22 protein-coding genes are annotated in these 24,200 nt (G+C 67.4%); 12 read left to right on the top strand and 10 right to left on the bottom strand.

The features are described from left to right. Positions 1 to 9: 9 nt before the first annotated feature. Complete coding sequence (locus DAT37_RS02985; RefSeq protein WP_109523058.1) at positions 10 to 342, bottom strand: hypothetical protein; 333 nt, start codon at positions 340 to 342, stop codon at positions 10 to 12. Between the two features lie 72 nt (positions 343 to 414). On the opposite strand from DAT37_RS02985, the gene DAT37_RS02980 reads away from it, so the two are divergent. Further along, positions 415 to 1,383, top strand: a complete 969-nt coding sequence (locus DAT37_RS02980) for an o-succinylbenzoate synthase (protein WP_109523057.1) — start codon at positions 415 to 417, stop codon at positions 1,381 to 1,383. Between the two features lie 15 nt (positions 1,384 to 1,398). Here DAT37_RS02980 and DAT37_RS02975 read toward each other — a convergent pair whose 3' ends face one another. Both DAT37_RS02975 and DAT37_RS02970 read right to left on the bottom strand, forming a co-directional pair. Beyond that, positions 1,399 to 1,911: a TIGR04338 family metallohydrolase gene (locus tag DAT37_RS02975; protein ID WP_109523056.1), complete on the bottom strand. Its 513-nt coding sequence runs from the start codon at positions 1,909 to 1,911 to the stop codon at positions 1,399 to 1,401. 43 nt (positions 1,912 to 1,954) lie between these two features. Beyond that, the gene (locus DAT37_RS02970) at positions 1,955 to 2,809 is read right to left on the bottom strand and encodes a DUF2786 domain-containing protein (protein ID WP_232839458.1); all 855 of its coding nucleotides are present in this window, start codon (positions 2,807 to 2,809) and stop codon (positions 1,955 to 1,957) included. A 183-nt stretch (positions 2,810 to 2,992) separates the two neighbouring features. Here DAT37_RS02970 and DAT37_RS02965 point away from each other — a divergent pair, with 183 nt between their 5' ends. From DAT37_RS02965 to DAT37_RS02940, 7 genes are all read left to right on the top strand, one after another. Then, positions 2,993 to 4,294: an ABC transporter substrate-binding protein gene (locus DAT37_RS02965; RefSeq protein ID WP_109523054.1), complete on the top strand. Its 1,302-nt coding sequence runs from the start codon at positions 2,993 to 2,995 to the stop codon at positions 4,292 to 4,294. A gap of 49 nt (positions 4,295 to 4,343) precedes the next feature. Then, a complete protein-coding gene (locus DAT37_RS02960) occupies positions 4,344 to 5,366 on the top strand; it encodes a carbohydrate ABC transporter permease (protein ID WP_408637357.1) in 1,023 nt (340 codons plus the stop codon). Next, the gene (locus DAT37_RS43790; RefSeq protein ID WP_157978249.1) at positions 5,363 to 5,509 is read left to right on the top strand and encodes a hypothetical protein; all 147 of its coding nucleotides are present in this window, start codon (positions 5,363 to 5,365) and stop codon (positions 5,507 to 5,509) included. Before DAT37_RS02960 ends, DAT37_RS43790 begins: the two co-directional genes overlap by 4 nt. Then, complete coding sequence (locus tag DAT37_RS02955; protein ID WP_109523053.1) at positions 5,509 to 6,378, top strand: carbohydrate ABC transporter permease; 870 nt, start codon at positions 5,509 to 5,511, stop codon at positions 6,376 to 6,378. The genes DAT37_RS43790 and DAT37_RS02955 overlap by 1 nt, the downstream gene beginning before the upstream one ends. Before the next feature lie 949 nt (positions 6,379 to 7,327). Continuing rightward, on the top strand, positions 7,328 to 9,454 hold the full coding sequence (locus DAT37_RS02950; RefSeq protein WP_109523256.1) for a transglycosylase domain-containing protein: 2,127 nt from the start codon (positions 7,328 to 7,330) through the stop codon (positions 9,452 to 9,454). A 338-nt stretch (positions 9,455 to 9,792) separates the two neighbouring features. Further along, positions 9,793 to 10,251 (top strand): GyrI-like domain-containing protein, encoded by a 459-nt coding sequence (locus DAT37_RS02945; protein ID WP_109523052.1) that lies wholly within the window; start codon positions 9,793 to 9,795, stop codon positions 10,249 to 10,251. Between the two features lie 9 nt (positions 10,252 to 10,260). Continuing rightward, positions 10,261 to 10,686 carry a GyrI-like domain-containing protein gene (locus DAT37_RS02940; protein WP_109523051.1) on the top strand — a complete coding sequence of 142 codons (426 nt, stop codon included), beginning with the start codon at positions 10,261 to 10,263 and terminating at the stop codon, positions 10,684 to 10,686. An 82-nt stretch (positions 10,687 to 10,768) separates the two neighbouring features. On the opposite strand, the gene DAT37_RS02935 is transcribed toward DAT37_RS02940, so the two are convergent. From DAT37_RS02935 to DAT37_RS43785, 4 genes are all read right to left on the bottom strand, one after another. Then, on the bottom strand, positions 10,769 to 11,866 hold the full coding sequence (locus DAT37_RS02935; RefSeq protein WP_109523050.1) for an inositol-3-phosphate synthase: 1,098 nt from the start codon (positions 11,864 to 11,866) through the stop codon (positions 10,769 to 10,771). After that, complete coding sequence (locus tag DAT37_RS02930) at positions 11,859 to 12,416, bottom strand: PadR family transcriptional regulator (protein WP_109523049.1); 558 nt, start codon at positions 12,414 to 12,416, stop codon at positions 11,859 to 11,861. The genes DAT37_RS02935 and DAT37_RS02930 overlap by 8 nt, the downstream gene beginning before the upstream one ends. A gap of 124 nt (positions 12,417 to 12,540) precedes the next feature. Continuing rightward, positions 12,541 to 13,329 (bottom strand): DUF1707 SHOCT-like domain-containing protein, encoded by a 789-nt coding sequence (locus DAT37_RS02925; RefSeq protein ID WP_157978248.1) that lies wholly within the window; start codon positions 13,327 to 13,329, stop codon positions 12,541 to 12,543. Between the two features lie 31 nt (positions 13,330 to 13,360). Continuing rightward, the gene (locus DAT37_RS43785) at positions 13,361 to 14,476 is read right to left on the bottom strand and encodes a DUF1707 SHOCT-like domain-containing protein (protein WP_157978247.1); all 1,116 of its coding nucleotides are present in this window, start codon (positions 14,474 to 14,476) and stop codon (positions 13,361 to 13,363) included. 158 nt (positions 14,477 to 14,634) lie between these two features. Between DAT37_RS43785 and DAT37_RS02915 the strand changes: the two genes are divergently transcribed. Continuing rightward, positions 14,635 to 15,054, top strand: coding sequence for a DUF5318 domain-containing protein (locus DAT37_RS02915; protein WP_109523047.1), 420 nt, complete (start codon positions 14,635 to 14,637; stop codon positions 15,052 to 15,054). Positions 15,055 to 15,930: 876 nt separating this feature from the next. Continuing rightward, the gene (locus DAT37_RS02910) at positions 15,931 to 18,081 is read left to right on the top strand and encodes a transglycosylase domain-containing protein (RefSeq protein WP_232839495.1); all 2,151 of its coding nucleotides are present in this window, start codon (positions 15,931 to 15,933) and stop codon (positions 18,079 to 18,081) included. A gap of 74 nt (positions 18,082 to 18,155) precedes the next feature. On the opposite strand, the gene DAT37_RS02905 is transcribed toward DAT37_RS02910, so the two are convergent. Beyond that, complete coding sequence (locus DAT37_RS02905) at positions 18,156 to 18,416, bottom strand: hypothetical protein (protein ID WP_109523046.1); 261 nt, start codon at positions 18,414 to 18,416, stop codon at positions 18,156 to 18,158. A gap of 285 nt (positions 18,417 to 18,701) precedes the next feature. Between DAT37_RS02905 and DAT37_RS02900 the strand changes: the two genes are divergently transcribed. After that, positions 18,702 to 20,393, top strand: a complete 1,692-nt coding sequence (locus tag DAT37_RS02900) for a glycosyltransferase family 87 protein (protein WP_109523254.1) — start codon at positions 18,702 to 18,704, stop codon at positions 20,391 to 20,393. An 11-nt stretch (positions 20,394 to 20,404) separates the two neighbouring features. Here DAT37_RS02900 and DAT37_RS02895 read toward each other — a convergent pair whose 3' ends face one another. Together DAT37_RS02895 and DAT37_RS02890 are read right to left on the bottom strand one after the other, a co-directional pair. Beyond that, positions 20,405 to 21,961: a TerD family protein gene (locus DAT37_RS02895; protein ID WP_232839494.1), complete on the bottom strand. Its 1,557-nt coding sequence runs from the start codon at positions 21,959 to 21,961 to the stop codon at positions 20,405 to 20,407. A 27-nt stretch (positions 21,962 to 21,988) separates the two neighbouring features. Further along, positions 21,989 to 23,320, bottom strand: coding sequence for a TerD family protein (locus DAT37_RS02890; protein WP_109523044.1), 1,332 nt, complete (start codon positions 23,318 to 23,320; stop codon positions 21,989 to 21,991). A gap of 250 nt (positions 23,321 to 23,570) precedes the next feature. Here DAT37_RS02890 and DAT37_RS02885 point away from each other — a divergent pair, with 250 nt between their 5' ends. Next, a complete protein-coding gene (locus DAT37_RS02885) occupies positions 23,571 to 24,194 on the top strand; it encodes an AIM24 family protein (protein ID WP_109523043.1) in 624 nt (207 codons plus the stop codon). Positions 24,195 to 24,200 lie beyond the last annotated feature (6 nt).

Here is a 24,200-nt window from a genome sequence, read left to right as displayed (position 1 = left end):
GTGCCACCGTCATATCGAGACCGCGACCATCGCGACCAGCAATCCGGCCAGCCAGGATTCGACCAGCAGCGGCACCGCGACGATCGGCGCCCACCCGATCGGCCTGCGCGCCCTGATCCTGGCCACCACCCGCTCGACGGCCACCACCGCCGAGAACACGATGCCCGCCCACGCGACGACATAGGCCAGCGGTAGATAGCGTGCGCCGCCGCCGGTCTCGCGCTCGACCACCTCGTATACCGAGACGGCGACCAGCACGAGTCCCCCGACGACGAACACGAGTACCGAAGCCGCTGCCACCCTGGCGATATCGCTCAGTCCACCCCGACGATCCGACCGCATACCCAAGGATGACAAGCCGGGGCGCTCCGGCACCACCGATCCGGATATTCCGGCCGACGTAGGCTGACCACGATGAGCGATACCGAACCCGTCGTGTACGCGATACCGATGCGCACCCGATTCCGTGGCATCACCGTCCGGGAGGGGATGCTGATCCCCGGCCCGCTCGGCTGGGGCGAATTCTGTCCCTTCACCGAATACGACGACAACGAGGCGACGGGCTGGCTGGCGACGGCGCTCGAGCAGTCGGGAACCGGCTGGCCGGAGCCGGTCCGGGAGCGGATCGCGATCAACTGCACGGTGCCCGCCGTCGACGCGACGCGGGCCCACGAGATCGTCACGAACTCCGGCTGCCGCACCGCCAAGGTGAAGATCGCCGACCATCCGGATTCCCTGCCGGAGGATCTGGCCAGGGTGGAAGCGGTCAGGGACGCGCTCGGCCCCGGTGGCGCGGTACGCGTCGACGCCAACGCGGTCTGGGATGTCGCGACGGCGATCGCGCACATCACCCGGATCGACCGGGCGGCGGGCGGTCTGGAATATGTCGAGCAGCCGTGCCGGACCATCGAGGAGTTGGCCGAGGTGCGCCGCAAGGTCGACGTGCGTATCGCCGCCGACGAATCGATCCGCCGCGCGGAGGACCCGCTGCGGGTCGCGGTGGCGGGCGCCGCCGATATCGCGGTGCTCAAATGCACTCCGCTCGGCGGGGTGCGACGCGCGCTGCGGGTCGCCGAGGCGGCCGGGCTGCCCTGCGTGGTCTCCTCGGCGTTGGAGACCAGCGTCGGGCTCGGCGCCCAATTGGCACTGGCCGGTGCGCTGCCCGAACTCGACTACGCGTGCGGGCTCGGCACGACCTCGCTGTTCGAGGGCGATGTCGTCACCGAATCGCTGCGGCCGGTCGACGGATTCCTGGCCGTGCCGAGAACACCCGCCGTACCCGATCCCGAACTGCTGCTGCGGTTCCGGCATCCCGACCCGGAGCGGGTCGCCTGGTGGCACGACAGGTTCGACCGGGTCAACGCACTGCTCGGCACCGCCTGATCCGAGTCGAAACAGTCACCCGAAGCGGACTCCACAGCCGAGCAACGCGGTCCGCAGCACGAGCGCGGCTTCCGGACCGATCACACCGTCGACCAACTCCAGGTAGCGCGTACAGAATTCGGGACCGTGCGAGGCGAGGGCGACGGCGGCGGGTTCCAGGTGATGGGCGAGTTCGTGCAGCACGACCAGTTCGCGCAACGCCCACGCGGTCCCGCCGGTGTGCAGGGGCACCGCCAGGACCGCGCCGGCAACCTCGTAATGGGCGGCGGCCGCTCCGGCACGCGACCGCACCCGGATGGGAACCGAGGCTCTATCCCATTGCGCCCGTACCCAATTGAGCGCGAGCACTTTGTCAGCATAGACCTGAACCGATTCCACCGAAGCGAAACGGCGCTCGATCGGAAGCGTGATCCCGGAGCCGTGGATCTCCACGGTGCGACTGCCCGACTCGTCGGCGCGGTCGAACATCCCGCGCACCAACCGCTCGGCGTCGTAGACCTTGGCGCGCTGGGTGTCTCGCACGCTCAACGACCGCGTCCGGCGGATCGGCCCGCGCCGTCAACCGGTGCGATCATCCCTGGCCCTCGGTCAATTGTCCACGGGCGGCACCCAATTCGGGGGCGGTGCCGATCCGCGCGGCCCGTCCCGCTCGATCCCCGGCTTGGCGCGCCGCCACCGAATGTCCGGCCGAGGCCTGCGGCCCGCGCCAGGTTCCGCGCGCCTCGGAGGAGCGAGCGTAGAAATCGGTGAGTTCCAGTTCCTTGTCGCGTAGCGCGAGCGCGGTCCCCTCAGCCGACTCCGCAGCCGTCGCCGACGGCGCGACGGCCTCGGATTCGACCTCCGATCGCACCTGCGCCAATCGGCGTCCGATCCGCGCGGCGAAGGCCATCTGGAAATTCAGGCGCGCTGTCACCGGTGCGACAGGGGCCTGCACGCGCCGCTGGACCTGCCGCCCCCACTTCTTCTCCACGACGATCTTGTCCACCGTCGCGGTGCGGTACTGCCCGGATTTGATGTAGTGATCCGACGCGCGCACCATCTGCACCAGCAGACTCGTGTACAGCGCCTCGCAGGTGTCGATATCGGAATCGAACCCGAAGGCGTAGACCTGGGTCGAGGTGCGCGCGACATCGCAGCGCACATCATTGGCCGACGCGATGGCCACGAACAACTGCACGTAGGTGCGCAGCCCCTTCTTGCCCGGCGCGCCGATCGGAATCACCCGCTGGGTGGGCGTCGACCTGCGCTCGCGACCCGCCACGTGCGCGCGGGCCACCGTCAGATCGATGGAGGAACGGGTGGCCAGCCGTTGCGCCGCGGCCAGGAAAGCCTCGGCCTCGTGTTCGTTATCGGTCGATTCGGCCTTGCGCAGCAGGCCGCCGATCCGCGTGAGCATCCGGTCGGTACCCGTATCAGGCGAAGTCATCGCCCCCCAGGGTAATTGTCACGGCGTCATCGTCGCGACGGCCCACAACCCCGGCCGGGTGCGGGTATGTCTCACCACAGAAACGAAGGAGAGTCGGGCAGCCGAGATGAACACGATGTATCTTGCGTTGTGCACCGGACGGTGTGCCGCTGCTCACGTCGTAGACAATGGAGTGTGTCCTAGATGGCTTTGAAGAAGGTGTCGTCCCTACGTTCGTCGCTCGTTCCGAGGGCCGCGCTCGCGGCCGTGTCGGTGGCGCTGCTGACGGCGACGTTCACCAGTTCATGCTCCAGCGACAGCGGCGGCAGCAACACCGGCCAGAACCTCACCGGACGCGGCCCGATCACCTACGTCGAAGGTAAGGACACCACCGAGACCGGCGTGGTCAAGCAGCTCATCGAGCGCTGGAACGCCTCGCATCCCGACGAGCAGGTGACGTTCAAGGAACAATCGAACGACGCCTCGCAGCAGTACGACGACCTCGTCGAACACATGCGTTCCAAGCAGTCCGGCTACGACGTGGTCGCGCTCGACGTGCCGTGGACCGCCGAATTCGCGGCCAAGGGCTGGATCCAGCCGCTGAAGGACTCCTTCGCGATCGACACCTCGACGCTGCTGTCGCCCCCGGTCGCCAGCGCCACCTACAACAACACCCTCTACGCCGCGCCGCGCAACACCAACGGCGGACTGCTGTTCTACCGCAAGGATCTGGTCCCGAACCCGCCGAAGACCTGGGCGGAAATGCTCGGCCAGTGCCAGATCGCGCGCGACAACAACATCGGCTGCTACGCGGGCCAGTTCGCGCCATACGAGGGCCTGACCGTGAACACCTCCGAGGTCATCAACGCCTTCGGCGGCACCTTCGTCGGCCCCGACGGCAAGACCGCGACGGTGAACACCCCGCAGGCCAAGGCCGGTCTGAGCACGCTGGTGAACGCCTTCAAGAACGGCGACATCCCGCCCGAGGCGATCACCTTCAAGGAACCCGAATCCAGCAACGCCTTCGCGACCGGCAAACTGATGTTCCTGCGCTCGTGGCCGTCCACCTTCGGCGACGTCGGCGCGGAATCCTCCGACGTGAAGGACAAATTCGGGGTCGCGCCGCTGCCGGGCGAGAACGGCGTCGGCGCCTCGACTCTCGGTGGCTACAACGCCGCCATCAGCGCGTTCTCCAAGAACAAGGCCACCGCGCTCGACTTCCTGCGCTTCCTGATCAGCGAGGACGCCCAGCACATCATCGCCTCGGGCGCACTGCCTTCGGTGCGTGCCTCCATGTACGACGACCCGGCGCTGATCGCGAAGATGCCGTACCTGCCCGCGCTCAAGGATTCCATCGCCAGCGCGGTGCCGCGCCCGGTGACGCCGTTCTATCCCGCGGTGTCGAAGGCCATCCAGGACAACGCCTATGCTGCGCTGAAGGGATCCAAGTCGGTCGACGAGGCGATCACCGGAATGCAACAGGGTATCGAGACGGCCGGATCGTAAACGGTGCGCGGAGCAGCGGACCCGACCAGCCCGTAGGAGTGAGATAACGGTGTCGGATCCTTCGGGAACGGCCACGCGCGTGCCGAACGACGAATTCCTGCCGCGTAAACGCGGATTCGGCGAGAGCATGGCGCTGGAATTACGCAAATCCGGTAGAGCCTGGCTCTTGGTGACCCCGGTACTGATCGCGCTCGTCGTCGTCATCGGATATCCGGTGGCCAGAGCGCTGTGGATGTCCTTCCAGAAGGACCAGGGCCTCGACCCGTCCACCGGCATGTTCGTCGAAGGCGGCAACGCCGGCTTCTCGAACTACACGCACTGGCTGTTGCAGCAGTGCCAAGCCGGTGGCGAGACGGTCTCGTGCCCGACCGGCAACCTCGGCTCGCAGTTCTGGATGGCCATCGGGGTCACCCTGTTCTTCACCGTGATCACCGTCGCGCTGGAAGCGGGCATCGGGCTGAGCATGGCCATGGTGATGGGCAAGACCTTCCGCGGGCGAGCGCTGCTGCGCGCGGCCGTGCTCATCCCGTGGGCCATTCCGACCGCCGTCACGGCGCGACTGTGGGAATTCATGTTCCAGTACGACGGCGTGGTCAACCGCGTGTTCGGCACCCACATCCTGTGGACCTCCGACGAATGGCCGTCGCGATTCGCGGTCATCGCCGCCGACGTGTGGAAGACGACGCCGTTCATGGCGCTGCTGCTGCTCGCGGGGCTCCAGGTGATCCCCGCCGACGTCTACGAAGCCGCCAAGGTCGACGGCGCCACCGCGTGGCAGCGGTTCACCCAGATCACGCTGCCGCTGCTCAAACCCGCGCTGCTGGTCGCGGTGCTGTTCCGCACCATGGACGCGCTGCGCATGTACGACCTGCCCGCGATCATGACGCTGGGCAACCCCTCCACCCGCACGGTATCGATCCTGGTCGTCGACCAGGTGCGCCAAGGACCCAACAGCGCCGCCGCCCTGTCGACGCTCACCTTCCTGCTCATCTTCGCGATCGCGTTCGTGCTCGTGAAAGTGCTCGGCGCGAACGCCGTCCGCACACAGGAAGACCAACGGAGGGCAGGATGAGCGACAATCGCGCAGCGGCCATTCGGCCCGACCGGGTGCGGGTGCCCCGCAGACCACAGCAGGGCAGGATGAGCCACAATCGCGCAGCGGCCATTCGGCCCGACCGGGTGCGGGTGCCCCGCAGATCTCCGGAGGCGCACTGATGACCACCAAGAATCCCGCGACGCGACCGGTGCCGTTCACCAAGAAACTCGGCACCGTCCGCCTGTACCTCGGCGTGCTGATCGTGCTGGTGTGGGGCCTCGCCCCCTTCTACTGGATGGCCGTCACCGCGTTCCGCGACCCCGACTACACCTTCGACAACACACCGTGGCCGACCCACGTCACGCTGGAGAACTTCCGCAACGCCTTCGACACCAGCCGCGGCAACGACTTCGGCAGCGCCCTGATCAACAGCCTGATCATCGGCTCCATCACCACCGCCATCGCGCTGGTGATCGGCATCTTCGCCGCCTACGCGCTGGCACGACTCACCTTCAAAGGCCGCTACGTCGTCTCCGGCCTGATCCTCAGCGCCTCGATGTTCCCCGTCGTCGTCCTGGTCACCCCCCTGTTCCAGCTGTTCACCAACCTCGGCTGGATCGGGCAGTACCAGGCCATGATCATCCCGAACATCTCGTTCGTCCTGCCGATGACGGTCTACATCCTCGCCTCCTTCTTCGCCGAACTGCCCTGGGAACTCGAAGAAGCCGCCCGCATCGACGGCGCGACCAAAGCACAGGCCTTCCGCCTGGTCATGCTGCCGCTGGCCGCCCCCGCCGTCTTCACCACCGCGATCCTCGCCTTCATCGCCGCCGTCAACGAATACCTGCTGGCCAGGCTCCTCTCCAGCGGCAGCACCGAACCGGTCACCGTCGCCATCGCGCGATTCTCCGGAAACAACCCGCTGGTCCAGCCCTACGCCGCCATCATGGCCGCGGGCACCATCGTCACCATCCCACTGGTCGTCATGGTCCTCATCTTCCAACGCCGCATCATCTCCGGCCTGACGGCGGGCGGCGTCAAGAGCTGAAATATTGGCGGCCGGGGCCGCGGGTTCGCGGCCCTTTTTGTCTCGCGTCCGAGCGGTCGATACTCGCGCCTTCGGCGCATTGTCTCGACCGCTCGGACGCGAGACGGCCGCGAACGGGCGCTCGTCGGGCTCGCGCCGTGCGGGGGAAGTTGAGTGGGAAACCCGCTTTTGGGGCTGCTGGGTGGGTCGGCTGAATAGGCGCGGTCGGCGCGGTCATCGACAACATCGTGTTGGGAAATCTGATCGCCGCGATGGTCGCGCCTGATGCCGACCAGAGCATGTGGGGATGGTGCCTCGGGAGCGTGCGGGTCAGGTGTGAGGTGTACCTGGCGAAGGTGCCGTTCGGCTGAGCGGTGCCGTGCGGGGCGCCGGTCGGCACATCGAACGACTTTGTCGTTGATGGGTCGAGCATGTGCGGGACCATGGCGGCCACGCTGACCTTGCGGCGCCCACGCTGGCCTTGGGACGGTCGCGGGTGGCGTCAGCACGAACGAATTCGGGTAGGTGGGCCTTCACCGTGGAGGAAGACTGTGGGGGAGGCCGGGCCGGTGGGAGTGGCGTTCGGGCGCATGCGGCTCGGGTGTGTGTGTGTGTGGGCACTGACTCAGGCTTATGCGGCTGGGGCAAGTAGGACTTCGCTGTTACGTGGACGGCCGGGGGGCACGAAGAGGGGGAACACCGGTGGGGGCGTGTTCTTCGTGGAGGGAGGCGGCGCGGGTAGAGTCCGGGGCAGGCTCTGTGTGGACGATCGAGGTGTCCGTATCGACCGCAGGTGGGTTCTGCTGCGCTCCGGGAGGAGAGGATCGTGGGCTCGTTCGGGAAGAGGCGCGGACGTGGTGATGCGGAGGAGCCCGGAGAGGTTCCCTATACCTCGATAGCGGGGTTCAAGGGGACTCGGGAGAGGCGGGCGGAAAGCGCTGGGGGCGTGGCGGAGTCGCGGCGGGAGGCGATGACGGCCGATACGACCAACCCCGAAGATGTTCCGCCGAAGAGGCGTACGCGAGGGGAGCGGTTTCGGCGACTATGCCTGGCGTTGTTCATTCTCTTCGTCGCGGCGCCGTCGTTGCTGTTCGTCCTCGTGTACTGGAGTGCGGAGATTCCCGATCCGGAAGCGGTGCAGAGTAATCAGATCGCCACCGTGCTCGCGGCGGACGGAACCACGGTGATCGCGAAGGTCGTTCCACCGGAAGGGAATCGGACGCCGGTGCCGCTGGCGCAGGTACCGCAGCCGGTGCGGGACGCGGTGCTGTCGGCCGAGGACAGGGACTTCTATACCAATCCCGGATACTCGACCTCGGGGTTCCTGCGGGCGGTGCGGGACAACATCGCGGGGCACGACAACGCGGGCGGTGGTTCGACCATCACCCAGCAGTACGTGAAGAACGCGTTCCTCGGGTCGGAACGCACACTCACCCGCAAGATGCGGGAACTGATCATCGCGGCCAAGATGGCGCGGCAATGGAGTAAGGACGACATCCTCGCCGCGTACCTCAACACCGTCTATTACGGTCGCGGCTCCTACGGGATCGCCGCCGCGTCGCAGGCGTATTTCGCCAAGCCGCCCGCGGAACTGACGCTGGCCGAGGGCGCCGTGCTCGCCGCGGTGCTGCGGACACCGTCGATACTCGATCCGGAAACCCATCTGCCGGAACTGAAGACGCGGTGGCACTACGTCGTCGACGGCATGGTGGAGATGGGGGTGCTCGCGCCGGGTGACCGCGACGCGACGGTCTTCCCGGATATCGTGCCGATCGCCGATCTGCCGAACGACACCGAGTCGCGCGGACCGGAGGGCCTGATCCGCACCCAGGTCGTGCGCGAATTGCGTGAGTCCGGGATCAGCGAGCGCGAACTGAACACCGGCGCGCTCCAGATCACCACCACCATCGACCCCAAAGCCCAGCAGGCCGCGCTCGGCGCGATCAGCGACCGGCTCGACAACCAGCCGCCGCACCTGCGCGGGGCGGTGGTCTCGATCGATCCGCGTTCGGGCGCGGTGCGCGCGTACTACGGCGGGCCGGACGGGTTCGGCTACGACTTCGCGCAGGCTCCGCTGCAAACCGGTTCGGCCTTCAAGGTTTTCGCGGCGATCGCGGCTCAGCAGCAGAGCATCCCGCTGAGTCGGGTCCTCGACAGCGCGCCGGTCACCGACCGCGGCACCCAGATCACCAACGTCGACGGTGAGTACTGCGGTAAATGCACCATGGCGGAGGCACTGAAACGGTCGCTCAACACCAGTTTCTACCGGCTGACCATGATGATGTTCGACGGGCCGAAGGCGATCGCCGACGCCGCGCACCAGGCCGGCATCCCCGAGGAGATCCCCGGTGTCGCCGGTAAGACCCTCACCGAGGACGGTGGTCGCCCACTCAACGGAATAGTGCTGGGGCAGTACCTGGTCCGTCCGATCGACATGGCATCGGCCTACGCCACCATCGCGGCGTCGGGCATCTATCACCGGCCCTATTTCGTCCAGCGCGTCGTCACCGGGGACGGTCGCGTCCTGCTCGATCGCGGCGCCGAGGAGACCAGGGTGGGCGAGCAGATGCCGCCGGGTGAACAGCGCATCCCCCGCGCCGTCGCCGAAAACACCGCGCAGGCCATGCTCCCGATCGCCACCTACTCCAACGGCCACGGACTGTCCGGAGGACGCCCGTCCGGCGCCAAGACCGGCACCACACAACTCGGTGAATCCGATTCGAACAAGGACGCGTGGATGATCGGTTTCACGCCGTCGTTGTCCACCGCCGTCTGGGTCGGTTCGGAACAATCACAAGCAATTCGCACGGCCCGTGGCGGAGATATCTACGGTTCCGGATTACCCGCGGATATCTGGAAACAGATGATGGACGCGGCATTGGAGGGAACACCGATAGAACAATTTCCGACACTGGATGTCCCCGGCGGTGCGACGCCGGGACTCATCGATCCCGGCAAACCCTCGGGCGGCCCGTACGACATCCTGAATCCGCCGCAGACCACCAAGCCCGCACCGCCGGTGATCATCCCGCCCGGCGCCGAGCAACCCCGCCCAACGGAGATCTTCCCCGGGCTGAACGTGCCCGGAGGGCGATAAACATGCGCCGCCCCGGGGCGATAATCACTCGGCCGTGCCATCTAGTGTCGATCTTGTGACCTACGACGCCCACCGGGAACGCGGGACATGGCAGCATCGTTTGTCAGAGTGGGCGTATCGGCGCCGACCGGAATTCGGCCCGATGGCGAGACCGAGAGACCGATGCGGGAAGATATGCGCTCGAGCGACGACAACGCGGCGAACGCGATTCGGCCCGCCGACTGCCGCGAATTGAATATCAGGCGCGAGCGACGGGCCGTAGGCGATCTGCCTGCGCGGCCACGATGGGCCCGGCAGCGCCGCATAGTGAAGACAGACTAGAAATAGGGGCTACGCCGGTGGATTTCAATGTCGTTGACCAACCCGAGACGCTGGTGGCGGGCGTGGTGCTGCGCAGCCCGGCGCTCGCGGTCGAAGGCCCGCGCCGCGCGAAGGTCGAGGAAGCATGGAAGCGCGTTCTGGCGCGCCGCCTACCGGGACCACCGACCAGCGCGTACGTCGACCATGCGCCGGAGATCAATTCGTATCTGACGCATATCGTCGGCTACCGCTGTCACAGCGTGGCCGACCTGCTGCCCGGTGACGTTCTCGCGCGGGTGCCCGCGGGACGTTTCGCCCGTTTCGTCGCCAGTGGCGACAATCTCGGCGATACCATCGTCAGCATCTGGCGGGCGGTGTGGGACGCGGAAGCCGCGGGCCGCATAGTGCGCACCTATACCGGCGATTGGGAACATTATCCCGATGCCCGCACCGCGGAGGTTTTCGTCGCGGTGGCAGTCGAACCGAGTGACGGGTAGGAACGGACTGTGGATTTCGAGATCGTCACGTTGGACGAGAGCCTGGTCGCCGGACTCACCATTCCGCTGTCCGGCCGCGAGGTGGCCGCGCGCGATCTGGACCTGGTGAATTTCACCTGGGATCGCTACCTGGCCAGGGAGAAGGACGTCTCGCGGGTGGCCGCCTACATCGCCCAGAACGATCACGCCGTCGCCGTACTCGGCTACGAGATCGCCGATATCGACGAGATGGACGCCGGCGACGTCATGACCCGCATCCCCCACGGCCGCTACGCGAAATTCGTTGTCTCCGACAAGCCCTACGACCTGCTCCGCACCGCCTGGGCCCAGGTCGCGAAAGCCGAGAGCGCGGGCATCATCACCCGCTCCCACACCGCCGAGCTGGAGCGCTACACCGGCCCCACGTCGGTAGAGGTATACGTCTCCCTGGACTGAAAAACCCTACGACACAAGAAAATACGAAACCGGCCGGAGGACGTGTCCTCCGGCCGGTTTCGTATCCGTCAGGCGCCGAATATCACGCGCCGATGATGAAGGCTTCCAGCTGCTCGCGGGCCACGTCGTCGGCCAGCTGCTTCGGCGGGGACTTCATCAGGTACGCCGATGCCGGGATGACCGGTCCGCCGATGCCGCGGTCGAGGGCGATCTTCGCCGCGCGCACCGCGTCGATGATGATGCCCGCCGAGTTCGGCGAGTCCCACACCTCGAGCTTGTACTCCAGGTTCAGCGGCACGTCGCCGAAGGCGCGGCCTTCCAGGCGCACGTAGGCCCACTTGCGGTCGTCGAGCCAGCCGACGTGGTCGGACGGGCCGATGTGCACGTCGTTGGCGCCCAGTTCCTTCTTCAGGTTGCTGGTGACGGCCTGGGTCTTGGAGATCTTCTTCGACTCCAGGCGCTCACGCTCGAGCATGTTCTTGAAGTCCATGTTGCCGCCGACGTTGAGCTGCATGGTGCGGTCGAGCTGCACGCCGCGGTCTTCGAACAGTTTGGCCATCACGCGGTGGGTGATGGTGGCGCCGACCTGGCTCTTGATGTCGTCGCCGACGATCGGGATGCCCGCGTCGACGAATTTCTGCGCCCAGACCGGGTCGGAGGCGATGAAGACGGGCAGCGCGTTGACGAAGGCGACGCCCGCGTCGATGGCGCACTGCGCGTAGAACTTGTCGGCTTCTTCCGAACCCACCGGCAGGTAGGAGACCAGGACGTCGACCTTCGCGTCCTTCAGGATCTTGACGACGTCGACCGGCTCGGCCTCGGACAGTTCGATGGTCTCGGCGTAGTACTTGCCGATGCCGTCGAGGGTCGGACCGCGCTGCACGACGACGTCGGTGGGCGGCACGTCGGAGATCTTGATGGTGTTGTTCTCGCTCGCGAAGATCGCTTCGGCGAGGTCGAAGCCGACCTTCTTGGCATCCACGTCGAACGCGGCGACGAATTTGACGTCGCGGACGTGGTACCGGCCGAATTTCACGTGCATCAGACCGGGCACGGCCGCGGTCTCGTCCGCGTCGTGGTAGTACTGCACGCCCTGGACCAGGGAGGAGGCGCAGTTGCCAACGCCTACGATGGCCACGCGTACTTCGGTGGCGTTACCAGCCGTATTGGTGTCAGTCATGGCCGATGTTTCCCTCTTTCTGTGGTGCCGCCTTCGTTGACTGCTCCGCCGCAATCAACTCGTTGAGCCAGCGCACTTCGCGCTCGCTTGATTCCAGACCGAGCTGGTGGAGCTGGCGTGTGTAGCGGTCGAGCGAGCCGCTGGCCCGCTTGATCGCCTCACGCAATCCCTCTCGGCGTTCCTCGACCTGCCTGCGTCTGCCTTCGAGAATCCGCATCCGCGCCTCGGCGGGGGTGCGGCCGAAGAAGGCGAGATGAACGCCGAAGCCGTCGTCGGTGTAGTTCTGTGGTCCGGTATCGGCGAGCAGTTCCTGGAACCGCTCCCGGCCTACCGGGGTCAGGTCGTACACCCGCCTGGCGCGGCGGGTGACCGCGCCCGCGGGAAGTTCCTCGGCGATGAGCCCGTCCGCCTGCATGCGACGCAGGGTGGGATAGAGCGAACCGTACGAGAAGGCCCGAAATGCCCCGAGCAGACCGGTCAGCCGCTTGCGCAGCTCGTATCCGTGCATGGGCGATTCGAGGAGCAGCCCGAGGATTGCCAACTCGAGCATCGGGCTTCACCCCCTGACGTGTGTCCAGACCTGACTGATGGATGCGATGACAAACTATATCGCGCCGATACATCTATGCACAGTCGTGTCCGATATAAGTAGCGTTTCCGCTGGTTACGGCCGACTATTTGCGGAGCGGGCTGACTTCGAGCACTTCGCCGTCGAAGGCGATCTCCATGGAGCCGGAGTCCTGCGCCTCGTTCCGGACGTAGATCGACACCAGGGGCGCCGCGTCCGGTTCCGAACCGGACGGCAGCGCGAGACTCATATGACTGATGCGCCCGTTCGGGACCTTCACCGAGTCGACGGCGCCTGCAAGCAGCCGAGCCAGAACAGGCAGGTTCACGGTGCCGAAGTCGACGGTCGGGGTGGTCGGCTTGCGGGCGGATTCGGAACCGAACTCGTCGAAATCGCCGTCGAAATGGTAGTACTGCGATTTCAGGGGGTTGTCGGTACTTCTGTGGAACAGCGCGTAGCCGGGGTAGATGGTGAGATCGTCGGCGACCGTATCGCCGAATTCCGCCCGATATCGATCGATGAAATAGGCCTGGCCCGCACCGGTCGTCAGATCCGGCAGCGGCGGCCCGGAGATCTTGTCGGCCGCGGAGCCGACACAGCCCGCGCCCATACCGAGCAGGGCGGCGACGAGCAGGACCCCGACCGGAATCCACCAGCGCGTACGCCTGCGCACACCGCCGCGCACCACCGGCGTATCGGCGAACGCACCGGGAATCTGGAGATCCCAGGTGAGTTTGTCGAGTTCACCGAAATATTCGGCCTTCATCGCGGCCGCGGTGCGCGCGGCGTGTTCGTCCGAACTCAACTGGCCGTCGGCCAGGGCGGCGTCGATCAGGCCGCAGACATCGGCGCGGTCGTCGTCGCGCGCCCGTACCCGGGAGGTCGTCGACGCCATCACCGCACCGCTTCGTTCGTCACCGGCGATTTCATCGGACCTCACGCACCTTCAGCACTTCACCGGTAATCGAAACCTGCACGTCGCCGTATTGCGAGCGCTCGTTGCGCACGTTGATCTCCGCGACCGGCCTGCCGCCGAACGAACCCGAGTTGGGGACATCGATGGAAACGGCCGAGACAACCCCCTGCGGGACTTTCGTCGTCACCGGTGCGGCGGCGGCCACCTTGTCGATGGCCTCGAAATCGACGGTGGCCAGATCGACGGGCACCCGGTCGCGTTCGCGGGTGGACAGGACGGGCCCGGGCGCCGGTTGGAATCCGCCGCGATAGTCGTAGCCGACCGTCCACTGCGCGCCGTCGGGAGCCACGCGCTTCACCGAGGCGTAATCCTCGTGGAACCACACCTCGTCGACGATCGTGTCGCCGAACTTGGCGCGATAGCGCTCACGGAACAGCGTCATCCCCGCGGCGGTCGTGAGTTTGGGCGTGGCTATGACCAGCGGTTCCACCGCCGACAGGTCGACAGGCACACTCGCCTGCGCGACGGGCGGTGGATCCTCGCGGCCGGTGACCGCGAAACCGGCTATCGCGGCCAGCACCGCCAGCACCCCGAGGGTGGCGTTCAACACGGTGCTCCGATATGAGCGCGGCGGACTCGGCGGGAGCGGGGCGTCGGCGCGGCGCTGGAGATCGTCCACCAGTTCGGCCAGGTCACCGAGTGTTCTCGCCTCGGCGGCGAGTTCGGTGAGCGCCGCGTGTTCGTCCGCGGTGAGCTGCCCTTCGGCGCGCGCGTCGTCCAGGGCGCGCACCGTCGCGGCGCGATCGATCTCACGGGCCCGGGTGTGGCCGGGATAACCACCGGAGGTACGTCGGCCGATCAGCGCGTTGCGCCAACTCGTCGTTCGGGTGTCACGCGACGCACCCGCCCGCCGCGACGTGAGATCGGTTACCGCCGTTGGCGATTGCAGGTCGGCGACCAGGGCGTCGAGTTCACCGAGTGTCTTGGCCGACGCGGCGCGCGCCGTGCGGTCGTGATATTCGCCCGCGCCGAGTTGCCCCTCCGCGTAGGCGGCGTCCAGCACGCTGGACACCGTGGAGCGGTCGAGGTCACGCGCTCGCATGCGCCCTGAAGCGGTGGTGGACACGGGTGCATCGTAAACGGCGGTGGCCCGGTCAGCGCGGCGATGAGTATGTTCTGGTCGGACATCGCCCGCGGTGCGGTATCACCGACGGCCCTCGCGCACGGCGCTCGGGAACCGCCGCGCGCCAGCGCCGCCAATCAGACACGGCTACTCTGGTTCTCGTGCGAATTCAGCGGCAGGTCGTCGACTACGCGCTTCGGCGTCGGTCGCTGCTGGCTGACGTCTATGCGGGCCGGGTCGACGTCGCCGAGGTATGTGATGCGAATCCCTACCTGTTGCGCGCGGCGAAATTCCACGGTCGGGGGAGCGAGGTCACGTGCCCAATCTGCAGGAAAGAACAGCTCACGCTGGTTTCCTGGGTCTACGGCGACGGCCTCGGTCAGATGGCGGGCTCGGCCCGTACGCCCGAGGAACTGGTTCGCCTGGCCGAGAGCCGCGAGGAGTTCTCCGTGCACGTCGTCGAGGTGTGCCGGAGCTGCAGTTGGAATCATCTCGTGCAGTCCTACGTACTCGGAACAGCCCCGACGCCGACACGGCGGCGTACCGGTACCCGGACCAACCGGCGTACTGTCGCCGAATAGTGTGCGCCGAATAGTGTGCATGGTCATCTGCCACCTGGATGACATGCGGAGCCCCCGTGTCTCCGTCCCCGCGATGTCAACGACCGCGCCCCGTCCCGCAGTCCGATACGAGTTATGGAGATCTTGTCAGTGAATTCGCCCTACGAGACTTCCCCCTACGGCGATGAACCGCACGGCGGCCGTGCTCAGCGAAGTTCACATCCCGGATCCCCCGACCCGCAGCGTCCCGACCCGCAGCGCGCGACGCCGCCACCCGGGTACCGCCCGCCGCCTCCCGGCGGTCCGCGACCCGGCGGTACTCCCCGCGGCGGCCCCAACGGCGCGCCGCCGCCCCCGTCCCGGGGAGCACCGCCGCCGCACGGCGCGCCGCCACCCCGTGGCCAGCAGCCCCCGCAGCGGCCGGTTCCCCCGCCGAACCAGCGGCCCCAGCCTCGGCCGCAACCCGGCCAGGGCAATCCGCAGGCGACCCAGAAGATCGTCCGGCCCGGTCAGCCCGCGCCGGGACGCGCCCAACACCCCGGCGACCCCGCGAGCCCCCGCCAGGGTGGTCCTCGGCCCGCGTCGCTGAGCGAAGCGGTCGCCGAACGCGAGCGGCGTGGCGGACCGGTCACCGGTCCCCGGCCGACCTCGGCCGAACGTCCCGGCCCCGGCGCTCGTCCCGCCACCGGATCCAGGCCCGCCGTCGACGGCCGTCCCGGCGCGAGGCGGCCCAACGGCACGGCGGGCACCACCGGAGAACGGCGCGCGACCGCGGGCGGACCGCCTTCGGGTCCGCCGCCTCGGCGCGGCGGCGGCGGTGACGGCACCGACGGCCGTGGTCCCGGACAGAAACGCAAGATCCCGTGGAAGACGATTCGCCGCACCATCTACGCGCTGATGGCGGTCGTCATCCTGTCGGTGAGCACGGTCGCGATCGTGGCCTACACCACGGTCTCGGTACCGAAACCCGGCGATCTGAAGACCAACCAGGTCGCGCTGATCTACGCCAGCGACGGCTCGACGGTGCTCAGCAAGGTGGTGCCGCCGCAGGGCAACCGCACCGACGTCACCATCGAGCAGATCCCGCCGCATGTGCGCAACGCGGTGATCGCCGCCGAGGACCGTGATTTCTACACCAACCCCGGCTTCTCGGCCACGGGCTTCGCCCGCGCCGCGCGCGACAACCTGCTCGGCAAGGAGAGCGCGGGCGGTGGTTCGACCATCACCCAGCAGTACGTGAAGAACGCTCTGGTCGGCGATGAGCGCTCGCTCAGCCGAAAACTGCACGAGCTGGTCGTCTCGGCGAAGATGGCCAGGCAGTGGAGCAAGGACGAGATCCTCACGGCCTATCTCAATACCATCTACTTCGGTCGCGGCGCCTACGGTATCGACGCGGCGGCCAAGGCCTACTTCGGTAAGCCGGTGCAGGAATTGAACCCGGCCGAGGGCGCCGTCCTCGCCGCGACCATTCAGCTGCCGTCGCTGCTGGATCCGGAGAAGAACCCGGAAGGCGCCAAGACCCGCTGGAGCTATGTGCTCGACGGCATGGTCGACGGCGGCAATCTGGCGGCCGCCGAGCGGCAGAGCATGCAGTACCCGGCTGTGCTTCCGGTCGCCGCCACCCAGGACAAAACCCTGGACTCCGGCCCCGAGGGCCTGATCAAGAACCAGGTGCTCGACGAACTCACCGCGGCCGGTATCAGCGAGAAGGCGCTCAATACCGAAGGCCTGCAGATCACCACCACCATCGACCCCAAGGCCCAGCAGGCCGCCGTCGACGCGGCGACCTCGACCATGGAGGGCGAGCCGGAGCAGTTGCGGACCGCGGTGGTGTCGATCGATCCGAAGACGGGCGCCGTGCGCGCCTACTACGGCGGCAACGACGGCCAGGGCTACGACTTCGCCAATGCCGCGCTGCAGACCGGATCGTCGTTCAAGGTGATCGGTCTCGCGGCGAATCTGGAGCAGGGCGTTCCGCTGTCGCAGATGTACGACAGTTCGCCGGTCACGGTCAACGGCATCAAGATCACCAATGTCGAAGGCGAGCAGTGCGGTACCTGCACCATCGCCGAAGCGCTGAAGCGGTCGCTGAACACCAGCTTCTACCGGATGCAGCTCGATATGGGCAACGGTCCGCAGAAGATCGCCGACATGGGGCACAAGCTCGGTATCCCGGAGACTCTTCCCGGCGTCGGCAAGACCCTCACCGAACCCGACGGTTCCGGACCGAACAACGGCATCGTGCTCGGCCAGTACCAGGCCAGGCCGCTCGACATGGCTTCGGCGTACGCCACTCTGGCGGCCTCCGGTATGTACCACGCACCCCATTTCGTGCAGAAGGTGGTGACCGCCGACGGCCAGGTTCTCTTCGACCGCGGCGACGTGGCCGGTGAGCAGCGGGTCGCCGCGGCCGTCGCGGACAACGCGACCGCCGCGATGAAGCCCATTGCGGGCTATTCACGCAATCACGGGCTTGCGGGCGGACGCGAGTCGGCCTCTAAGACCGGTACCGCGCAGTTGCTCGATACCGGTGAGAACAAGGACGCCTGGATGGTCGGGTACACCCCGTCGCTGTCCACCGCCGTCTGGGTCGGCAGCGTAGACAACACGCCGCTGCGCAACTACGGCGGCGCGATGATCTATGGTTCCAGTCTTCCGTCGGATATCTGGAAGGCCACCATGGACGGGGCGCTCTCCGGCACCTCGAACGAGTCCTTCCCCAAACCCGCTCCGATCAAGGGCCAGTCCGGTGTGCCGGAGTGGAGTGCGGCCTACACGCCACCCTCGACGACGGTGCCCTCCTTCGTGCCGCCGGTCGTGGTCGCGCCGACCCAGGTCGAGATCCTGCCCGGCATCACGATTCCGGTACCGGGCGTCCAGCCGAACCCACAGAGCCAACAGCAACAGCCGAAACAGGACGATCCCGGCCCGCTGCCTGGCCAGCCGGTCGCACCGAGCAGTGGCGCCCAACCCACCACGGGATCCAGACCCGGTAACAGCGACACCGAGGACGAATCCCCGAAACCCGTGCCGACCAGGAGCCGCTAGCCTCCGAATCGTGAAAGGGCCGGAGCCGACGAACGAGTCGGCTTCGGCCCTTTCTCAGCGGTGGTGCCGCCAGATCAGACGGGCGTGATGTACCAGAACCTATTGGGATCCTGGTAGCACCGGTCGTGCACACCGGCCCACGTCAGGCATTCCGAGTACGACCCGTACCCCTTCAGCACCACGTAGGTGCCATCCGAGATCGTGACGCACCTGTCGCGAACCCCGGCCCAAGTCAGGCACTCGGAGAGGGACCCGTATCCGGCCGAGGCGTTACCCGCGGAACCGATCAGCGCCGTCCCGGCGACAGCGAACGCCAGCAGCAATTTCCCGACCATGATTACCCCCGTTTTCGTCGAAACGACCAGCTTCCCCAGCGGTCTACCTCAAACTATCAGCGTTGCGACCCGTCGCCCACCGAATTTCGGTCGGGTGCATCCAGGTTCACGCACCGCCCGTAATCCGTGCCGATCCGCGGCCGGGCAAGCGGATTGCCGGATCGTGGCCGTTCGACGTGGTCCGCGTGCGGGCTCACGGGAACGGTAGCCTCGAGTACCGTGACCGATCAGCGACTGGTGGACGAGCGGGCGGAGGCCATCGCGCCGCACCCCAGCGGGGAACCGATGGGTGGCGCGCGATATCTCTCACCCGGTCCGCTCGCGCCGGACCTGCGCTCGGCGGACGAGAGGGACAAACCGAGCCGCAACGATTCGCTCGTCTCGCAACTGTCGACGGTGGTCGGCGGTCCGGTCGGCGACCACGCGCTCATCGGCCGGGTCAGGATCTGGACGCCGTTGCGGGTGCTGTTCGTGTTCACGCTGATCTTCCTCGCGCTCGGCTGGGCGAGTAAGGCCGGCTGCATCCAGCAGACCGACGGGCCCGACGGTAAACCCACCCTGGACTGGCACAACGGCAGGCAGTACGTCGCCATGTGCTACTCCGACACCGTCCCGCTCTACGGCGCGGAGCGACTGGACGAGGGCGCCTTCCCGTACAAGAAACAGTGGACCGAGGACACTCCAGACGGCGGCACCGAGACCAGATATATGGAGTATCCGGTGCTCTCGGGTCTCTACCAGTACGTCGGCATGCAGATCGCCAAGGCGTGGGACAGCGCGCCGCTGCCTGGCGCGCTCCAAGTGGTCATCTACTTCAACGTGATCGCCGTCGGGCTGGCACTGGCGTGGCTGGTCACGGTGTGGGCCTCGGCCATTCTCGCCGGACGCCGGATCTGGGACGCCGCGCTCATCGCCTGTTCACCGCTGGTCCTCGTGCACGCCTTCACCAATTTCGACGCGATCGCGACGGCGCTGGCCGCGACCGGCCTGCTGGCCTGGGCGCGCAGACGGCCGGTGCTGGCCGGGGTGCTGCTCGGACTCGGCGGCGCGGCGAAACTCTATCCGCTGCTGCTGCTCGGCCCGATCCTCGTGCTGTCCCTGCGCACGGACCCGATGTACCGGGTGCCCGGCTACGGTTCGGGTCTGCCGCGGATCCGCGATATCGACAGCCCCACGGCCCTGATGGACTGGATACGCGGGATCCCGACGCGAATCGACCTGCTCGCCCTGCGTCCGCTCGGCGCGGCGGCGACGACGATCGCGGCCGCGGCGGGCACCTGGATCGCGGTGAATCTGCCCATCGCCGTGCTCTTCCCGGACGGCTGGCGCGAATTCTTCCGGCTCAACACCACCAGGCACGCCGATCCGGATTCGATCTACAACGTCATCACCTCGTTCACGGGATGGCAGGGTTTCGACGGGTATCTGCCCCACGGTGTCGCGCCGACGATCCTCAATCTGGTCTCACTGCTGCTGTTCGTGGTGGCCTGCCTGATCATCGGCTATATCGCGCTCACCGCGCCGCGGCGTCCCCGCCTGGCCCAACTGTGCTTCCTGGTGATCGCCGCGTTCCTGCTGACGAACAAGGTCTGGAGCCCGCAGTATTCGCTGTGGCTGGTCCCGGTGGCCGTGCTCGCCCTACCGCACCGGCGCGTCCTGCTGGCCTGGATGACGATCGACGCGCTGGTCTGGGTTCCGCGCATGTTCTACTACCTGGGCCTCGACCGGAAAGGTGTGCCGGAGCAGTGGTTCACCGGCACGGTGATCCTGCGCGACCTGGCCGTCATCGCCCTGTGCGCGGTCATCGTCCGCCAGATCTACCGGCCCGACGAAGATCTGGTCCGCCGCGACGGTGTCGACGACCCGGTCGGCGGAATCCTGGATCGGCTGCCCGATCCGCCGCGCCCGTGGCTTCCGGCACCGCTGCGGCCGAGCGGGATCGGTGACCGATACCGGGATTCGCGCGTCCGCCGCTGAACTCGCTCCGGTCAGTCGGCGCGCAGCAGGCGGGCCCGGTGCGCGGGATCGCGTGGCAGCAGGTCGAGTTCGAGCTGCCAGGCGCTCGACGTCCACGGATCGAACAGGGGCGTGTCGTCGATCGTCGGCAGGTGCCGACAGGATTGTGACAGAAGGGAGACCGCGCTCTCGCCCGACTCGGATTCGTCGCTGCCGACGATCACGATGGACAGCCCGATCAGATCGCCCCTGGTGATCAGGGAAGCGATACGGACCGCGTCGGAGGCCTGGTAACCGTGCGGGAAGTCGGCGGCGAGCAGTACCCGATGCACCTGTGGCGGCACGAAATTGCCGCTGGTATACGCCATCTCGGCGAGTTCGGCGGCATCGGCGAGGGCCTGTAGGCGCGGTGAGATGTCGGCGTGGTCGGTGACAACCGGTCCGTTGAGCACCGAGGACAGCGGGGTGAGCAGTCCCGCGAAAGCGCCGGTCAGATCGATGACATCCATACTGGTTCGCCTGCCGGGATCGGCGACGAGCAGCCGGGCCAGCAGTGCGCCGACGACGGGAACCACCGCCGCCGAACTCTCGGTATCGATCCACAGCGGCCGGGTGAGCGGCACCGGAACGCAGTAGGGCACCCGCAACGGTCCGCGTTCGATCGCGTACAGCTCGCCGAGGCGGATTCCGTCACTCGGGGCGGGCGGCCCGTCCCAGGCGGGCGAGGTCCACGAGGCGAGTGCGGGCGGCAGTTTGCGGTCGGCCTCGGCCAGTTCGCGTATGAGGTGTTCGGCGTCGCGCCGATGGTTGCTCTCGGCCGTCGCGATCAGTTCGTCGGCGCGGCGCTGCGCCTCCCGACGGGCGGTGACCGCATCCGGTCCGTTGCGCGTCGCGGGATCGGCCACCGCGGCGGACAATTCGGTATCGAGCCTGGTGGCGGCGTAATCGCGGGCCGAGATCAGGGCGGCGGCCGAGCGGGCGGCGTCCTCGAAGATCATCCACAGCCGTTCCAGACCGTGCGCCACTTCGACCGGGGCGGGCCCGGTGGGATGCGCGCCCGCCTGCGGAGCGGAGAGCGTGTCGCGGGCGGGCGTCGGCGTGGCGTCGGCGGGGGTGTCCACGTCGACGCCGTGCGCGGGGAGCAGGACCTCCAGCCCGCCCGCGTAGCCCTGTCCGACCGCGCGCGCCTTCCAGTCCGCGCCGCGCCGATACACCTCCAGGCAGATCAGCGCGGTCTCCCCCGCCGTGGGCGTGATGGCGAATTCCGCCGTCACCGTGCTGTTCTCGGCCAGTGTGGCGACCACGGAACCGAGCCCGGACGCGGCGGGCGCGACCGGGTCGGCACTGACGACGAGCAGCACCGCCTTGGCCTCGGGACGCACCTGGGCGAGGCTTATCGTCACCCCGCCCTCGGACAGACTCACGCCCGAAGTGCCCGGCTGGTTGTAGAAGACGAAATCCTCGGGCTCGATGACCCGCAGGTTCTCCGCCACCACCAGCGCCGAGATATCGAGGGCCACCTCGGCTTCCGCGCTGAATCGAACGGTGTCGCCGGACAGCGCGAAATTCTGGCCCGCTTTGAGCTGCATCACGTGTTCTACCCTGCCGTGCACGCCTCAGTTGGCCGAAAGGAACCGGCCCAATTGCGGAATCGCCTCGCCGGGATGTTTGGCCTGGAACCCCTCACCCAGCGCCTGCATCTTCCAATCGCCCCCGGACCGGTAGACCTTCGCCATCGCCATCGCGGTGAACCGCATACCGCCCGCGAGGGTGTATCGCGCCAGCTCGGCGTTGTTGGCGCCGTCGACCAAGCGGCAGAACGCGTTCTGCACCTGTTCGAAGGTATGTCCCTTGTAGGAGGTGACGATGAAGATCAGGGTGGTGATGTGAGCCGGGATCCTGGTGAGGTCGACCAGGATCACCTCGTCGTCGCCCTCGCCCTCACCGGTGAGATTGTCGCCCTGGTGCCGGACCGACCCGTCCTTGGACGAGAGTTGACCGTAGTAGGCGTAATCGGCGGGGTTCATATCGGCGAACATGATGACCGAGGCGTCGAGATCGATGTCGACGGTGCGATTGCCGAACATGCCGCGGGTCTGCACCGGATCCCAGCCGAGACCCATCTTGACGAAGGTGAGCGCGGTGCCGCCCTCCTTGCGGAGGGTGACCTTCTGCCCCTTCTGCAGACTGACCGGCCGGTCCTTGCTCAGGCTCACCTCGCCGGTCGGCTGCGGCGCCGCCTGCTGCGGGGGCGGGTACCCCTGAGTGGGCGGCGGCGGGTAACCCTGGGTCGGTGGCGGCGGGTATCCCTGGGTGGGAGGCGGATACGCGCCGGTCGCCGCGTACTGCGGGGCCTGCTGGGTCGGCGGTGCCATGGGCTGCGGCGGGACCGGCGGCGGCGCGACCGGCTGCTGGGCGGCGGGCTGTTGCGCGGGCTGGGACGAGTCCTCGACGCTCACACCGTGATCGGTGACCAGCGCCGCGAATCCCCCCGCGTAACCCTGCCCGACCGCGCGCACCTTCCAGGTGCCCTGGCGGCGGTACAGCTCGAGCGCGATGACGATCGACTCGGTCGCGAGCCCGCCGATCTGGTACTCGTAGAGCCGGTTGCCCGCCGCGTCGGAGACGATGGCGGTGGGCGGGGCGAACTGTCCGAAATTGCTCGACGGGTCGTCGAGGGTGATCACGGCGCGGATCTGGTCGATATCCTGCGGCACGGTGTCGAGCGACACCGCCAGCGACGCGGGCTGCCCGGCGGGTGCGGGTTGCAGGTTCACGCCCGGTCCACTCGGCTGGTTGAAGAACACGAAATCCGCGTCGGTTCTGACCTTGCCCCGCTCGGTCACCAGGAGCGCGGACAGATCCGCCGGAGCCGTCAGCTGGATGGAGATCACCACATCATTGGAGGCCAGCGGCCCGTTCTGGCCCTTGGCGAGTGTTGCGGACAAGGTCGACCCTTCGCTTGTCGGTGCGTTCGGTAGCCACTCTACGAGAAACGGACTCGGTGCGACCCGGGTAAGCGCCGTACACGACCCGACTCCCGGGCCGACATCGGTTAGTGTGTCGGCACACGAGAGATCGATGGGACACATTTGCGCGGTCCCGCGCGATCTACGGGGTGCGGGAACTCCCGCGGAAAACAGTTGGAAGTGGCGAGAACTCCCACATTCCCGGACAAGACAGCAGGCAGACTCCCCCATGGCGCAACTGTTCGAACAGTCGAAAAAGGTGATCGAGGCGCACCTCGCCGGAACAAGTATCCGCGCGATCTCCGGCTCGATGATCGCCTATGAAGGAAACGTCCAGTTCAAGAGCGCCGGATTCGGCGGCGGCGACGGTGTACTCGCGGGCATGAAGCGGCGCGCGACCGGCGAGAAGCTGTCGCTGATGGAATGCGGCGGGAACGGCCGGGTCTTCTTCGCCGTCAACGGCCAGGACGTCACCGTGATCAACATCAACGGCGACACCCTGCAGGTCGAATCGCAGCAGTTGCTCGCGTTCGCCGGAAACCTGCGCACCGACGTGCGTTTCGCCGGTGTGCGCGGCGCGTCGACCGGAGCGGGCCTGTTCACCACGACGGTGTCGGGTCAGGGCCAGGTCGCGCTGCTGTCGGCGGGCGGCCCGCTGATCCACCTCGAAGTGTCACCGCAGTACCCGCTGATCGTCGACCCGGACGCGTTCGTGGCGGCGCAGGGCAACCTGCAGCAGTCCTTCGTCACCGATGTGTCGTGGCGGACAGTGGTCGGCCAGGACGCGGGCGAGGCGTTCTCGCTGCGCTGGGATGGCCAGGGCGTCGTGTTGATCCAGCCGGCGGAACGGTAGGGGCAG

Origin of the sequence: Nocardia aurea (genome assembly GCF_003123685.1) — a bacterium.
GTDB lineage: Bacteria > Actinomycetota > Actinomycetes > Mycobacteriales > Mycobacteriaceae > Nocardia > Nocardia aurea.
This window is presented reverse-complemented; position numbering and strand designations above follow the sequence as displayed.

What these genes read in the sequence shown, in the direction of transcription:
- DAT37_RS02985 (WP_109523058.1), bottom strand. Translation starts at nt 342, where the DNA reads ATGCGGTCGGATCGTCGGGGTGGACTGAGCGATATCGCCAGGGTGGCA.
- DAT37_RS02980 (WP_109523057.1), top strand. Translation starts at nt 415, where the DNA reads ATGAGCGATACCGAACCCGTCGTGTACGCGATACCGATGCGCACCCGA.
- DAT37_RS02970 (WP_232839458.1), bottom strand. Translation starts at nt 2,809, where the DNA reads ATGACTTCGCCTGATACGGGTACCGACCGGATGCTCACGCGGATCGGC.
- DAT37_RS02965 (WP_109523054.1), top strand. Translation starts at nt 2,993, where the DNA reads ATGGCTTTGAAGAAGGTGTCGTCCCTACGTTCGTCGCTCGTTCCGAGG.
- DAT37_RS43790 (WP_157978249.1), top strand. Translation starts at nt 5,363, where the DNA reads ATGAGCGACAATCGCGCAGCGGCCATTCGGCCCGACCGGGTGCGGGTG.
- DAT37_RS02955 (WP_109523053.1), top strand. Translation starts at nt 5,509, where the DNA reads ATGACCACCAAGAATCCCGCGACGCGACCGGTGCCGTTCACCAAGAAA.
- DAT37_RS02950 (WP_109523256.1), top strand. Translation starts at nt 7,328, where the DNA reads ATGACGGCCGATACGACCAACCCCGAAGATGTTCCGCCGAAGAGGCGT.
- DAT37_RS02935 (WP_109523050.1), bottom strand. Translation starts at nt 11,866, where the DNA reads ATGACTGACACCAATACGGCTGGTAACGCCACCGAAGTACGCGTGGCC.
- DAT37_RS02930 (WP_109523049.1), bottom strand. Translation starts at nt 12,416, where the DNA reads ATGCTCGAGTTGGCAATCCTCGGGCTGCTCCTCGAATCGCCCATGCAC.
- DAT37_RS02925 (WP_157978248.1), bottom strand. Translation starts at nt 13,329, where the DNA reads ATGGCGTCGACGACCTCCCGGGTACGGGCGCGCGACGACGACCGCGCC.
- DAT37_RS02910 (WP_232839495.1), top strand. Translation starts at nt 15,931, where the DNA reads ATGGCGGTCGTCATCCTGTCGGTGAGCACGGTCGCGATCGTGGCCTAC.
- DAT37_RS02905 (WP_109523046.1), bottom strand. Translation starts at nt 18,416, where the DNA reads ATGGTCGGGAAATTGCTGCTGGCGTTCGCTGTCGCCGGGACGGCGCTG.
- DAT37_RS02900 (WP_109523254.1), top strand. Translation starts at nt 18,702, where the DNA reads ATGGGTGGCGCGCGATATCTCTCACCCGGTCCGCTCGCGCCGGACCTG.
- DAT37_RS02895 (WP_232839494.1), bottom strand. Translation starts at nt 21,961, where the DNA reads ATGCAGCTCAAAGCGGGCCAGAATTTCGCGCTGTCCGGCGACACCGTT.
- DAT37_RS02885 (WP_109523043.1), top strand. Translation starts at nt 23,571, where the DNA reads ATGGCGCAACTGTTCGAACAGTCGAAAAAGGTGATCGAGGCGCACCTC.